Here is a 13,384-nt window from a genome sequence, read left to right as displayed (position 1 = left end):
GAACGTCTCCCGATAGGCTAAAGCTCAGGTGGGCCCGATGGCCGCCGCACCGTACAGGCAATGATCGCCGCAGGCCGACCCTCAGTCTTGCTGAAAGCTCACCGGGTTAGCGTCCGCGCTCGAATTTCGGTTTTGCCTGACGTGCCGTCCGCCGTGGCTTGAAAAGCATATCCTTGGCGGCAAGCATCGCCCCGACCGTGATCATGACGCAGGCGACCGCGATCGACCAATGGAACATGCCAAACCCTGCCAGCAGCAGGACGATGACCGAGAGCAGCGGCGCGGCATAAGAAAGAGCGCCGAGGATCATGATGTCGCCGTGCTTGCAGCCATAGTCCCAGGCGTAGAAACCCGCTCCGAGCGGTATAGCGCCCAGAATGGCGATCGCGGCCCATTGCACCGACGTTTCCGGCCAGACGGTGGTTTCCAGTGTCAGATGCAGCGCAAGCGCAACGACTGCGGTGATCAGGCAATAACCCGCCACCACATCGGTTGGCACCTGGCCGAACCGGCGCGACAGTACGGAATAGCCGGACCAGACGAAGGCGCAGAACAGGGCGATCAGATGGCCAGGCTTCACGCCCTCGGCCAGCCCGACGCTGCCGCCCTTGGTAATCACCAGAATGGCGCCGGCGAGACCGAGGATCACGCCGAGAATGTGGTGCAACTGCAGCCTCTCGCCCGGCAGGAATGCCGCAAACACCACGATCAGCAACGGCCACAGATAGGCGATCAGGCTCACCTCGACCGGCGGCGCCGACTGGATCGCGAAGAAATAGGCGCAGTGGTAGATGCAGAGCCCGGCAGTGCCGAGCGCCCAGACCTGCCATGGCTGGCGCAGCGACTTGATTGCGGCCGGACGAAAGACCCAGCTCGAGGCTCCGACAAGCCCGCCAAGCAGAAACGTCATCGCGGCCAGCTGAAACGGCGGGATCGGCCCGGCAGCGGTGGAAAGAAGCGCAAGGAACGACCAGGTCACGATCGCCAGAAAGCCGATCAGCGTCGGTATCGTCGTCATGTCGCATGGCCTCCATCCGCAAGCGCATGTTTTCGCATGGAAAGGGCGTTCTCCACTGCCGCATACGGTCAATCGCTAACGGAAATGCGACGTGGCGGCGCGTTGGGGCATCGCCCCCTTTGTCACATCAAGCGGATTGATGGTTGCGCGCGCTGCACCGCCTTGAGCTGGCGCCACCTCCAGGAGAAGTCATGCGGAAATTCGAGGCGCGACCAAGAACCATTGCGCCCTATATTGCGGGCCGCCGGCGCGTTGCGCCGAACGATCGCGACCCGAAACCGCGCGGGCGGTTTCGGGTCGTCGATAGGAGGCAACATAAGGCCGGAAGCATTGATCCGTCCTCACGCGCCGTGCGTCAGGCGGCCGGCTGGACCGACTTCACGCTGCCGCTGGTGTCGACGATGCAGTTGAACTTTCGTCCGCCGGCGTCGAGATCGACGCTGTAGGATGTCGCGTCCAGCTGGCGCGAGCTTGTGGGCAGAACCTTGCTGCTATCGACCTTGGCGGTGCCGGCCGCCGCATTGGCGCAGATCAGCTGCAGATCGGCCGGCGCCGTCTGCAAGCTCGTGCGCGCCATTTCCTCCGGCTTCGGGGGCGCCGACTGGCAGCCGCCGAGAATGGCAAGGCCAACGCCTGCCGCGACAAACAAGTTCCTTGAACGCATCGTCCCCTCGATCACAAAAAGTCCTCCCCTTCCAGATCCTGTGGCTTGCTGCCCGGCCTACCCTTGTCTCAAAGGCAGGCTGAGATCAGACACCTGTCGCAACGCAATTTCCTAAACAGTCCGGTTTCATCACGCCTGCGAGACGCACCTGCCCGACACGCCGTCAGGTTCGCTGCCGCCGGTTTGTCTCGTCAAACACCCTTGTAGAGTGCCGCGCCCTGCATCAGCACGATCACCTTCGCCCCGACCTCCACGCGTGAGTGCAGGTCGGTGACGTCATCATTGTTCATGCGGATGCAGCCGGACGACACGTCGAGCCCGATGGTCCAGGGCTCCACCGTCCCGTGGATGCGGTAGATCGTGTCCTGGTCGCCCTCATAGAGATAGAGCGCGCGGGCGCCGAGCGGGTTGTCCGGGCCGCCGGGCATGCCTGCCGCCCATTTCGCAGCGTTCGGATCGCGCGCCACCATTTCGGCCGGCGGCGTCCAGGTCGGCCACTCCGCCGTGCGCCCGACGCGCACGATGCCGGCCCAGCCGAAGCCCTCGCGGCCGACACCGATGCCGTAGCGGATCGCCTGCCCGCCGGGCTGGACCAGATAGAGAAAATGCTGGTTGCCGTCGATGATGATCGTGCCCGGCTTTTCCGCCGTGCGGAACGGCACCACCTGCCGGCGAAAGGCCTCGGGCAGCTGATTGTTGCGGGCAAAATATTGCCGCGCTTTCTTCTTGTCGTAGTTGACCCATTTCTTGGTCCTGGCGTCATAGATCTGGGTCTGCGCCAGCGCCACCAGGGGGCCGAGACAAACGCCTGCGGCCAGCATCACCAGCCCGAGCTTGCGCGCCCGGGTCATGAACCTGGCGCGTCCTGCATCGGCTGCGTTTCGATCCGGTGTTGTCGTCATGGTTTCGCCCACCCGTCGATGCGTGCCGTGTTGTCGTCCACCCATTTCTTCGCGTAGTCGGCCGGCGCCTGCCGCTCGACCTCCAGCGCGTAGCTCATCTTCGTCACTTCTTCCGGCGAGAAATCGACCTGATCCAGGAACTTGGCGATGTCAGGATGTTTCTTGCCGAAGCCGGTGGCGTAGGCGATCTGGAAATGCGCCGCGTCCCAGGAGGTCGCAGCCGTCGACTTGCTGATCCACAAGGGGTCATCCGCACCGACGATCTTCCACTTGGCCGGATCGTGCGGCGGCTCCTCGATGCGCGCAATCTTGTGCAGCTCGAAGACGTGGTGCGGAGCATAGCAGTAAAACACCATCGGCCGCGCCGTCGCGATCGCCGCGTCAACCCCTGCCATTGCCACCTCTTCTTCCGCCTCGAACAGCGTCAGGTTGGCGCCATAGCCATAGCTGTTGGCCCGGGTGCGCTCGATACCGGTCGAAAGCCAGGTCGGCGCGCCGATCCAGAGCTCGCCCTTGCCGTCGCCGTCGGTGTCGAGGATCTTGGTCTTCTCGGGGTCGCTAAGGTCGGCGATCGTCTTGATCGTCGCTGCCGCCTCCGGCGTGGCACAGAGCCCCTGCCAGGCGGGCACGCTGCGTGCGCTGAGCGTTGCCACACCCTTGTCTGTCACATATTTCTTGACGATGTCCCCGAAATTGGGCTGCCAGACTTCCGGCTGGATATCGACATCGCCGGTCTCGAAGCCGACGAAGGCGTTGAGCGTGCCGAGCTCCTTGACCTCGGCATCAAGGCCGAATTTCTTGGCAATGCTGACCTTGAGGATATTGGCCGTCGCCTGGCCGGACGGCCAGTTGGGCATGGCGATCACCAGATCCGCCGCCATCACGGGGGCAGCGGAGCCGAGCAGAAGCACCAGGCAAGCAGACATGCAGAACTCTAGACGTCTCTTCACAGTCCCCTCCGAACAGCATTGACCGATCGACTTGAATGACTTGCGAATGCGTATTGAAAGCGGCACAGGCAGCGGGCGTACCCGCACCCCGGGAGCGGGCGTACCCGCACCCCATCGAATGCAACTGTTCCTGTATCCGGGCCGCTTACCGGCCCCGGCGCCGTTTTCCGCCGCCCTGTCTTCTTTGGCCGGCAGGATGCCTACAGGATCGACATCCGTCAACGCCCGGTTACACCGGACGTTGAAATGGCTGTGATTTTCTCTATCAGCCGGCAGTTGTCCCCAGAGCTGGCGAGCTATGGTCCAACCGTTATTTGACCGCAGGCAGTGCAGCCACCCGGCCGCGCCATCGCCGCCAGTCGAGCGTGGCGGCGACGGCGGCCGAAACCACGATCAGCAGCTCGGCCATGAAGGTCCAGTGGAAGAGGAAGTTGAGATACCAGGGTTTGTAGAGCGCCTGGACGTGCACGAGGTTCACGCGAAGATCCGATAACGGATGGAACCAGCGAATATCGGCGGCGACCGAGTCCAGGAGCAGATGCAACAGCACGTTCGCGAGCCCGACGCTGACGAGAATGAGCTGATTGCGCCTGCCACTCAGCGTCAACGCCAGCGCCAGAGCTGCTGCGGCAGCCAGCCAGAACAGCGGCGTGTGCGTCCAATAGTCATGGTGCGCCGTTCGCCGGCCGTCGACCAGATAGAAATAGGCGAGATCACAATCCGGCAGCACCGAACAGACATTCCCTGTGGCAATGATCGCGCCGGATTGAGTCGGTCTACCACGCGCGATGAAACGGCTGAGCAGGTAGCCCGCCGGCAGATGAGCAACGAACAAGAACGATCCCCCGGACAATTGACGCATGACGCGAACAGGAACGCGATTGCAACTCATCTGGTCGAATTCGTGGCGACCTTGCGTTAGACGCAATTAAAGCTCACAGTATCTTATCGACATTGGCCATTATGGCTTTTCGCGGCGTCAGAGGCTCTCGACCCGCCATCTTTCCCCATATCGAGCGTTGAAGTGTGCGCGCCGCGCACGCTCGACATCCCTCGAACGCCCATGTGCTGACATGATCACAGGAACGATCATGCGTTTCGACTTCAATCGCGGCTACGGCTTCGTTCAGCCGGAAGACGGTGGTCGCGCAGTCTACGTCGATGCGCGGGCGCTCTATAGGTCAGGCATCAAATCGATCTTTCCCGGGCAGACTTTCCGCTTCGAGATCTGGAAAGACGAAAAGGGGCGCATCGCCGCCCGCAACCTGCGGCTCTGACGCAGTCGAAACAGATCGTCCTACTGCCTGTTTCCTTAAATCCTATTCGATTTAAGGATGAAAACATGCAGCCACTCAAAGGGCTACAGCGACCTTTGCACGTCTAATAAGACGCGCGGCGCTGTAGTCGCAACGCCGCGCAAATGCCGGCGATAGAGCACATTGCGCAAAAGTGCGTAGCGGTTTTGCGATCACGGCATGCGCAAAAACAAGAGCTTGAAACGCAATAAGCGCCCCTCGGAGATCGCGGCCCGCTTTAGAAGGAGACGTCATGTTCAGCCGAACCAAGCACCGCACCGTCCACTTCAGTGAACCCTTCCAATTGCCGGATGTCGAAGGAGTGCTCGCGGCTGGAGACTATGAGGTGGATGATGACGAGGAACTGATCGAAGGCATTTCGTGGCTCGCCTATCATCGCGTCGCCACCTTCATCAAGGTGCCGGCAACCGCGGACAATGACCATCGCATGCGCATGGTCGCAATCGCGCCGGATGAGCTCGATCGCATCATCGCTATCGACCGCGCCAAGCATGCCTTCGTCCCGGCACCCCAACCCTGAAGAGGTCAAGAACCAATGCCCGCACATCGCTTCGCCGTTGGATTATCGGTCCGTCTCAGGGATCGCAGCCATATCTCGCCGATTGCCGCGGAAACCTACCGCATCACCGCCATCATGCCCGTTCGCGACAGCCAGCCCCAGTACAGAATTCGCAACGACGAACTTGGCCAGGACCGCGTCAGCAAAGAGGAAAACCTGGAGCCGATCGAGTGGGGCATGCCCCGCCACTAGATCGCTTCGGAAACGCTCTATCTGTTTGTTTTTACGCATTTCCGGACGGAAAACCGCTTCGCACTTTTCCTGGAAATGCTCCAACCGAGGAACCGCCATGACCTATTACGGAAAACTGAGACAGCTGCTCCAGTGGAAAGGCGCGCCGGCCATGGTGCCCATCACCAAGCCGCCGACGCGAAAACCGTCTCTCCGCAAGCCAAAAACCCTGTCGGACGACGAGCAGAAGGGTGCGAACGAGAGCGCCGTCAAATCGCGGCGCGGCCGCGAAACGCTGGAGCGGCATCGCCTCTTGTGAACGGTGGCAACGGGATTTGTTTGAACACGCGCCACGACGGCAAGGGCGCAGGCAGACGGGCGAGCCCGAGGGCGCGGTCGTCTGTGACGACGGCAATCGCCACGCGTCGCAGTCTTGCGGGCTGAAAAGCGCCCAAAGAAAAAGGCCGGGAAATCCCGACCTTCTCAATATCGTCTCAATGGCCAGTGCCAGTACATCCGTGGTCAAGGACCAGAGACGAAATATCGGTGATTACGCAGCCGACAGGTTGTCGGCAGCGCTCTTGCCCGAACGTGCATCGCGAACGATGTCGAAACGGACCTTCTGGCCTTCAACGAGCGAGCTCATGCCAGCGCGTTCAACAGCAGAAGCGTGCACGAAAACGTCGGTTGCGCCGTCGTCCGGAGCGATGAAGCCAAAACCCTTGGTGGTGTTGAAGAACTTTACGGTTCCAGTATTCATAAGAAATTCCTTTCAATCAAAAGTTCGCCTCCCGACTTTGGGCCGGACAAGGCAGTAAGATCGATTTTGATAGGAAAGGTCAGCTTGAACGCCGGTCGGCGAGAAAACAAAGCTCAGCAAGCAAGATCGATGGCAGACCCTTTACAGGCACATTGTGTTCTTAGCAAGGAGCAAGATCGACTACGGAAATACGTAAGGGCTCCGTACACCATTTTCGATGGCCTAACTTGCGCGCATCCCGCCCGGCCGATGGCAGCCTTGACCGGGCACGCGGCTGGGTTGGTTTGTCGGCCGGGCGTGGCGTCCGCGCCCGCGATGCATTCCTCGGCGAGCGGCGCTGCCTGCCGGCAGATGCGCCTACTTGATCGTGCAGATGCCGTTGGCTCCGCCCTTACCAGTATAGGAGACGGCGGGCGAACCGTCCGGGTTGACGCTGAGCGAAATCGTCACCCCGCCGCCCTTGGCTTCGAAGTAGTTGTCGTTGAATTTCTTCAGCTTGCCTTCCTTGCCGTTGATATAGATCGGCCCGCCCTCATCGGCGTGCACCTCGATATTGCCAGGGCAGGAAGCATTGACCAGCGGAATGCCGGCAACGGCCTCGCCGGCCAGAGCAAATGCAGCGATTGCGGCAGCAGCACGCAGGCACGTCTTCATGACACTCTCCTTGGGAACCGTGGTCGACAGCACCGGGGGCAGAAACCGGCGGCCGGATCGTGGCAGCATGAGAATGGGTGTCAAGCAAGAGTGCAACCGCAGCAAGGCGTTGGCATGCGGCCCATTGCCGCCACCGCGACATCATCGACGGCATGCTCCTTCGTTTGGCATCTGGCTCAGGGAGCAATCCACGGCAGCTTTCAAGCGTCGCAGCGCCGTTCAGGCGTGATCTGTCGCGACGCCACGGCCAAACGAGAAAAGACCCGCCGCGGTCAGCACGCGACGGGTCTTTGGCAGATGCGGATCACCAACGGGGAGGCTCGTTGGGATCACGTGAACCAGCTGACTGGGAGGCGATCAGTTGGTTCGCATTGCTCTTGGCAAAGGTCTTTGCCTTGCATGTGTTGGATATTAGCCGAGCGATCTGCCAGGAGGTGTTCCCAGGGTAACAGGCACGAAAAAATCATCGGAAGCGGCGGGGCATGCTCAGCTTGTCCCTGCCCAATGTTCGCACCGGTCACCCCAACCGCCTCAGGCAACCACAGCATCGTCGACGACGGCCACTGAACCCTTGCCATGCCGACCGCCCTCTTCCCCCCAACGACACAAGGCGGCGGCCGCAACGTTGAGCGCCGCGCCGCGCTCCGTCAGGGAGTAGACAACCTTTGCCGGCAGCGACGAATAAACCGTACGATCGACCAGTCCATCCGCCTCCAGCTCGCGCAGCGGCTGGGCCAGCATCTTTTCGCTGATCGCCGGGATGGACTGGCGTAGGCGGCCAAACCGGCGCGCCGCCTTTCCAAGCTCGCAGAGGATATCGACCTTCCACTTGCCCTCGATCGCCTTGAGTGCGGTGGCAAAGCCGCAATTTTCCATGGTCGGGTTCACGATATCCTCCTTACTATCCGGGGAGTAAGCACTTACCCCACGGTAAGCGCTTACCGGCCGGTGCGTATTGCGCACGTCCGGCGCCACCATACCTCTGGCCAGCGACGGCAAAAAAAGCGTCGCGCCAACGGATATGGAGTTTTGCAATGAAGCCATCAATGAGTGTTTTGGGAACGGGACGCATGGGATCGGCGCTGGCGCGCGCCCTGCTCCAGGCCGGGTATCGCACCACGGTCTGGAACAGGACAAGGGAGAAAGCCGAGCCGCTCACGGCACTCGGCGCCACCTTAGCGCCGACCGTCCGCCAGGCGATTGACGCGTCCGAGATCGTCATCGTCAATGTCAGCGACTATGCCGCCACCGCAGCGTTGCTGCGCGCAAACGACGTTGCGCCCGGCCTGGCAGGCAAGCTGATCGTTGAGTTGACCTCGGGGACGCCTGAGGGCGCGCGCGAAACCAGCGGGTGGGCCGCGACCCATGGCGCCCAATACATCGATGGCGCCATCCTGGCGACGCCCGACTTCATCGGCACCGATGCGGGCACGATCCTGCTATCGGGCGCGCTTGAACCCTTCACCGCCAACGAGACTGTGTTTCGCGCGCTCGGCGGCAATGTCCAGCACATCGGCACCGAACCGGGGCGCGCCAACGCGCTCGATAGCGCCCTCCTCGCGCTGATGTGGGGGGCGCTCTTCGGCGGGCTGCACGCGATCGCCGTCTGCCGAGCCGAAGACATCGACGTTGGCGAACTGGGACGCCAATGGAAGGCGACCGCGCCCGTCGTCGAAGGGCTGGTCGCCGACCTGATCAAGCGGACCGGTGCCGGACGGTTTGCCAGCGACGCGGAAACGCTGTCGTCGATCTCGCCGCATTACGGCGCGTTCCAGCATCTCAAGGACCTGATGGAAGCGCGCAGCATCGATCGGACCGTAGTCGACGGTTATGACGCGATCTTCAGCCGGGCGATTGCATCGGGCCATCTGCATGACGACTTCGCCGCCCTCTCCCAGTTCATGGGCAAGGCGTAGCGCCCTCAAGCAAACAGGGAACATCTCACCTATTCCCGGACCGGCCGCCATTCCGAGCTGGCTAGGGATCAGCCCTTGGATCGGATCCGATCCAAGGAGAAATCATGCAGTAACTTTAAAGCGTTACAGCGTCGTTCGCGCGTCATGTTCGACGCGCGGCGCCTTAGCGCACCAGCGGCCCGTTTGCCTTTTTCCAGGCATCGATGCCGCCCTCGATATGGCAGGCGCTGATCAGTCCGGCGGCTTGCGCCGCCTGGACCGCCATCGCCGAGCGTTCGCCGAAGGCGCAATAAAAAACGATGCGCTTGCCCGTCGCAAGCGCCAGTTCATGCAGCATGCCGCCAGCGCCGATGTTTTCCCGCAGTTCCGGATAGGGTGCGTGCAGCGCACCGGGAATGGCGCCGTGCTTTTCCCGCTCCGCCTTCTCGCGCAGATCGACGATTGCGACATCCGAACGGCCCCTGAGCGCCAGGGCTTCCACCGCCGAAACCGCCCAGCCCTTGGCGGCGATCTCGTCCTGATGCAGGCCGACATGGATATTGGCCGGCACTGCCACATCCATCATCTTCGGGTTCGGCAGGTTGAGATTGTTCATCAGGTCGACATATTCGTCGACCGATTGCACCTTGAGGCGCGGATTGAAGCGCTTTTCCTCGCCGATGGTCGAGACCGTGTCGCCCTTATAGTCGTGGGCCGGATAGACCAGCGTGTCGTCGGGCAGCTTCAAGAGCTTGTTGAAGATCGAATCATATTGCTGGCGCGGGTCGCCGTTCTGGAAATCCGTGCGCCCCGTGCCGCGGATGAGCAGCGTGTCGCCGGTAAACACCCGCCCACCCGTCAGGAACGAATAGCTGTCGTCCGTATGGCCAGGCGTGTAGAGCACGTCGAGGCTGAGGCCCTCGATCGAAACACGGTCGCCCTCGGCCACCCGCATCGAAACCACATCGGCCGCCGTTTGCTCGCCCATGACGGTGATGCAATGGGTGCGATCGCGCAGCGCCCCGAGCCCGGTGATGTGGTCGGCATGCAGATGCGTGTCGACCGCCTTGACCAGTTTCAGGTCAAGCTCGCGCACCAGCTGCAGATAGCGGTCGACCTTTTCCAGAACCGGGTCGATGATCAGCGCCTCTCCCCCCTGCCTGGAGGCAATGAGGTAGGTATAGGTGCCGGACGTACTGTCGAAGAGTTGGCGGAAGATCATCGGTTTCCCCCTAGAGCATGTCGCGCAAAAGTGCTCAGCGGTTTTGCGATGACGACATGCGCAAAAACAAGAGCGTAAAGCGCAGCAAGCGAATCCTAGAGATCGCGACGCGCTTTAGTGCAAGCCCGCTGCATCCCGCGGGACAAATCTCATCCGCGGGATGTCTCGTACTTCAAGAAGCGGCTGCATGATCCTTGCCGAGACCGGCTCCGGCCCAGGGCGTCATGCAGTGGCGCGGGCGCGGCAGGCCGCCTCCCGCGATTACTTCGGCTGCGGCACGATCCGGATATAGGGTTTTGGTGCGCGCCAGCCTTCCGGATACTTCTGCTTGGCTTCCTCGTCGCTGACCGAGCCGGCGATGATCACGTCTTCGCCGTTCTTCCAGTTCACCGGCGTTGCCACCTTGTGCTTGGCCGTCAGCTGCAGCGAATCGATCACCCGCAGCACCTCGTCGAAGTTGCGACCGGTGGTCATCGGATAGATCAGGATCAGCTTGACCTTCTTGTCCGGCCCGACGACGAAGACGTTGCGCACAGTCTGGTTATCGGCGGCGGTGCGCTGCGTCGGGTCGCCCGATACCGGCGCCGGCAGCATGCCGTAGAGCTTCGACACGTTGTAGTCGACGTCGGCGATCATCGGAAAGTTCGGCGTGGCTCCCTGCGTTTCCGCGATGTCGCTGACCCAGCCGGCGTGGCGGTCGAGCGGATCGACGGAGAGCCCGATGATCTTTACCCCGCGCCGGTCGAATTCCGGCTTGATCTTGGCCATGTAGCCAAGCTCGGTGGTGCAGACTGGCGTGAAATCCTTCGGATGCGAGAACAGCACGGCCCAGGAATCGCCGATCCAGTCGTGAAACTGGATCTTGCCTTCCGTGGTTTCCGCCTGGAAATCCGGTGCGATGTCGTTGATTGCAAGTGTCACGATAGACCCCATCATTTGAATATGCTGGCTTCAGCCATACAAGGCGGGAAGTGTGCCACTTTTGGTGCGATAGGCAACTTCTAAAGATGAGGTAGAGAGACGAGAGGCGGCCGCCTTGCCGCTGTGGTAATCTGCGTCATATCAGTCTGTGCTGATATGACCGATTGCGTGGGACCGTGTGCGGTCATCCGGCGAGGAGCAGACCTCGGAGCGATGCCTTGGCATCGGTTAAGGATTGCGACGCGGCCGGTGGTCGACAGGCGGCCCACCCGAAGGGCCGGACACTTTTGGCCCGCTGATGGCGTCGACAATCCTTACCGGACCGCTTGGGTCCGGCTCCGGTTGTCTTCTTGCCGGAGAACAAAATCGCTCCGGCGCAGGAGGTCAATATCGGTGCAGGTTGGTATCAGGTCGGAGCTGCCATGAGCGATACGCGAAAAATTGCGGCCATCCTTGTCGCCGACGTGGTCGGGTACAGCCGGCTCGCCGGCGCCGACGAGGAGCGTATCCTGGCGCGGCTGCGCACGCTGCGCAGCGACCTGATCGACCCCACCATCGCCGTCTACAACGGCCGCATCGTCAAGCGCACCGGCGATGGCAGCCTCATCGAGTTCCGCAGCGTCGTCGATGCCGTGCGCTGCGCCATCGAGGTGCAGAGCGCCATGCTGGAGCGCAACGCCGGCGTGCCCGAGGACCGGCGCATCGAGTTCCGCATCGGCATCCACCTCGGCGATGTCGTCGAGGAAAGCGACGGCGACCTGATGGGCGACGGCGTCAACATCGCCTCGCGGCTGGAAGGCATCGCCCGCCCCGGCGCGATCTGCCTTTCCGAGGATGCCTACCGTCAGGTCAAGGCGCGGCTGGACCTTACGGCAACCGACCTTGGTGCCACGCAGCTGAAGAACATCGTCGAGCCGATCCGGATCTACGCGCTGGAGATCGGCGTTGCCCGCGCGGCCAATGGCCCCGCCCCTGCCCCGACGCCGGCAAAGGCGCAGCCGCCGAGCCCGTACCGCCTGCCGGAAAAGCCTTCGATCGCCGTGCTCGCCTTCGACAACATGAGCGGCGATGCCGAGCAGGAATATTTCTCCGACGGTATCAGCGAGGACATCATCACCGACCTTTCCCGGCTGTCGGAGCTGCATGTCATCGCCCGCAACTCGTCCTTCGTCTACAAGAACGCGGCGGTGTCCGTGCCTGAGGTCGCCAAGGCGCTCGGCGTGCGCTACGTGCTCGAAGGCAGCGTGCGCAAGGCCGGCAACCGCGTGCGCGTCACCGCGCAATTGATCGACGCCAACGATGGCGGCCACGTCTGGGCCAATCGCTTCGACCGCGATCTCACCGATATCTTCGCGGTGCAGGACGAACTGACGCGGGAGATCGTCACTGCGCTGAAAGTCCAGTTGACCGGCGGCGACAAAAGCTCGCTTGCCGGCGGCCGCCCGGTCGACGTCAAGGCCTACGAGCTGCTCTTGCGCGGCCGCGAGCAGGCGTCTGCGCACACGCTGCTCGCCAATGCTGCCGCACGCAGCCTCGCCGAAGCCGCTGTTGCCATCGACCCCGACTATGCCGCCGCCCATGCGCTCATCGCCTTCACCCATGTGCTCGACTATATCAACGACTGGAGCGCCGATCCCGAGCAGTCGCTGAGCACCGGCCGTGCGCTTGCCGAACGGGCAGTCGCGATGGCGGACGACCAGCCCGACTGCCACTGCGCGCTCAGCGTCGCCTGCATGTGGATGAGAGAGCTGGACCGGGCGCGGGACGAGGCGCATCTGGGGCTGGCGCTGGCGCCCAACTCGGTGCAGCTCCACATGGCGCTCGCCCATGCGCTGATCTTCTCCGGCGAACCGAAGGCAGCGCTCGACGAACTCGACATCTCCATGCGGCTCGACCCGCTCTATCCCGAAGTGCTTTTACAGTTCCTCGCCGACGCCCACTTTTCGCTCGGCGCTTACGAAACGGCGATCCTGGCGATCGAGGCCCGACTGATGCGAAACCCGCATTCGGAAACCGCCTTTGCCCTGCTCGCCTCCTGCCACGGCCATCTCGGCCATCTGGACCAAAGCCGCCAGGCCTGGAACCGCGCGCTGGAACTCAACCCCAATTTCTCCATCCCCCGCCGCCGCCGCGTCCTGCCCTTCCGCAACCCGGATGATTTTGAGCGTCGAGTGGAAGGGTTGCGCAAGGCGGGGCTGGTGGAGTGAGAGGCCGGGAAGCACTTTGCGTGCCTGGCTCGGCACATTCAAGACATACAGACTGTTTGCGAAAGTAGCGCAGCTAACCGTTCGGGTCACAACACGTGTGAAGGTCATCTCTGCAAGACATTGAACGACTGGATTGCGCCAAAGG

At 62.3% G+C, this 13,384-nt stretch carries 16 protein-coding genes; 6 read left to right on the top strand and 10 right to left on the bottom strand.

Annotation, left to right across the window (positions count from 1 at the left end; all coding sequences use genetic code 11):
• Positions 1 to 106 precede the first annotated feature (106 nt).
• From ASD52_RS01480 to ASD52_RS01455, 5 genes are all read right to left on the bottom strand, one after another.
• Complete coding sequence (locus ASD52_RS01480) at positions 107 to 1,018, bottom strand: EamA family transporter (RefSeq protein ID WP_025427564.1); 912 nt, start codon at positions 1,016 to 1,018, stop codon at positions 107 to 109.
• Between the two features lie 355 nt (positions 1,019 to 1,373).
• Complete coding sequence (locus ASD52_RS01470; RefSeq protein ID WP_051509209.1) at positions 1,374 to 1,682, bottom strand: hypothetical protein; 309 nt, start codon at positions 1,680 to 1,682, stop codon at positions 1,374 to 1,376.
• Positions 1,683 to 1,873: 191 nt separating this feature from the next.
• Entirely contained in the window at positions 1,874 to 2,503 is a 630-nt protein-coding gene (locus ASD52_RS01465) for a L,D-transpeptidase (protein ID WP_225906323.1), read from the bottom strand.
• A gap of 77 nt (positions 2,504 to 2,580) precedes the next feature.
• Positions 2,581 to 3,534, bottom strand: a complete 954-nt coding sequence (locus tag ASD52_RS01460) for a glycine betaine ABC transporter substrate-binding protein (protein WP_025427567.1) — start codon at positions 3,532 to 3,534, stop codon at positions 2,581 to 2,583.
• A 310-nt stretch (positions 3,535 to 3,844) separates the two neighbouring features.
• On the bottom strand, positions 3,845 to 4,369 hold the full coding sequence (locus ASD52_RS01455) for a metal-dependent hydrolase (protein ID WP_063991796.1): 525 nt from the start codon (positions 4,367 to 4,369) through the stop codon (positions 3,845 to 3,847).
• 256 nt (positions 4,370 to 4,625) lie between these two features.
• Here ASD52_RS01455 and ASD52_RS01450 point away from each other — a divergent pair, with 256 nt between their 5' ends.
• The 4 genes from ASD52_RS01450 (at position 4,626) to ASD52_RS01435 (ending at position 5,899) form a co-directional block, all read left to right on the top strand.
• A complete protein-coding gene (locus ASD52_RS01450) occupies positions 4,626 to 4,811 on the top strand; it encodes a cold shock domain-containing protein (protein ID WP_057247483.1) in 186 nt (61 codons plus the stop codon).
• Between the two features lie 271 nt (positions 4,812 to 5,082).
• Positions 5,083 to 5,370 carry a hypothetical protein gene (locus ASD52_RS01445; protein WP_025427570.1) on the top strand — a complete coding sequence of 96 codons (288 nt, stop codon included), beginning with the start codon at positions 5,083 to 5,085 and terminating at the stop codon, positions 5,368 to 5,370.
• A gap of 15 nt (positions 5,371 to 5,385) precedes the next feature.
• Complete coding sequence (locus ASD52_RS01440) at positions 5,386 to 5,601, top strand: hypothetical protein (RefSeq protein WP_025427571.1); 216 nt, start codon at positions 5,386 to 5,388, stop codon at positions 5,599 to 5,601.
• 97 nt (positions 5,602 to 5,698) lie between these two features.
• Entirely contained in the window at positions 5,699 to 5,899 is a 201-nt protein-coding gene (locus ASD52_RS01435; RefSeq protein WP_025427572.1) for a hypothetical protein, read from the top strand.
• A 231-nt stretch (positions 5,900 to 6,130) separates the two neighbouring features.
• Here ASD52_RS01435 and ASD52_RS01430 read toward each other — a convergent pair whose 3' ends face one another.
• From ASD52_RS01430 to ASD52_RS01420, 3 genes are all read right to left on the bottom strand, one after another.
• Entirely contained in the window at positions 6,131 to 6,340 is a 210-nt protein-coding gene (locus tag ASD52_RS01430) for a cold-shock protein (protein ID WP_025427573.1), read from the bottom strand.
• Between the two features lie 357 nt (positions 6,341 to 6,697).
• Positions 6,698 to 6,994 carry a hypothetical protein gene (locus ASD52_RS01425; protein ID WP_025427574.1) on the bottom strand — a complete coding sequence of 99 codons (297 nt, stop codon included), beginning with the start codon at positions 6,992 to 6,994 and terminating at the stop codon, positions 6,698 to 6,700.
• A 531-nt stretch (positions 6,995 to 7,525) separates the two neighbouring features.
• Positions 7,526 to 7,882, bottom strand: coding sequence for a helix-turn-helix domain-containing protein (locus ASD52_RS01420; protein ID WP_082523501.1), 357 nt, complete (start codon positions 7,880 to 7,882; stop codon positions 7,526 to 7,528).
• A 146-nt stretch (positions 7,883 to 8,028) separates the two neighbouring features.
• Between ASD52_RS01420 and ASD52_RS01415 the strand changes: the two genes are divergently transcribed.
• Positions 8,029 to 8,910: an NAD(P)-binding domain-containing protein gene (locus ASD52_RS01415; protein ID WP_057206190.1), complete on the top strand. Its 882-nt coding sequence runs from the start codon at positions 8,029 to 8,031 to the stop codon at positions 8,908 to 8,910.
• A gap of 163 nt (positions 8,911 to 9,073) precedes the next feature.
• Here the strand turns inward: ASD52_RS01415 and ASD52_RS01410 are convergent, their stop codons facing one another.
• Both ASD52_RS01410 and ASD52_RS01405 read right to left on the bottom strand, forming a co-directional pair.
• Positions 9,074 to 10,111 (bottom strand): MBL fold metallo-hydrolase, encoded by a 1,038-nt coding sequence (locus ASD52_RS01410; RefSeq protein WP_025427577.1) that lies wholly within the window; start codon positions 10,109 to 10,111, stop codon positions 9,074 to 9,076.
• Between the two features lie 261 nt (positions 10,112 to 10,372).
• Entirely contained in the window at positions 10,373 to 11,032 is a 660-nt protein-coding gene (locus tag ASD52_RS01405; RefSeq protein WP_025427578.1) for a peroxiredoxin, read from the bottom strand.
• 422 nt (positions 11,033 to 11,454) lie between these two features.
• On the opposite strand from ASD52_RS01405, the gene ASD52_RS01400 reads away from it, so the two are divergent.
• The gene (locus ASD52_RS01400; protein ID WP_057206253.1) at positions 11,455 to 13,239 is read left to right on the top strand and encodes an adenylate/guanylate cyclase domain-containing protein; all 1,785 of its coding nucleotides are present in this window, start codon (positions 11,455 to 11,457) and stop codon (positions 13,237 to 13,239) included.
• The last annotated feature ends 145 nt before the right edge of the window (positions 13,240 to 13,384 follow it).

The sequence above is a fragment of the Ensifer sp. Root142 genome, assembly GCF_001426785.1.
Lineage (GTDB): Bacteria > Pseudomonadota > Alphaproteobacteria > Rhizobiales > Rhizobiaceae > Ensifer > Ensifer canadensis.
The sequence above is the reverse complement of the archived record's forward strand: the minus strand, read 5'-3'. Positions and strand labels throughout refer to the sequence as shown.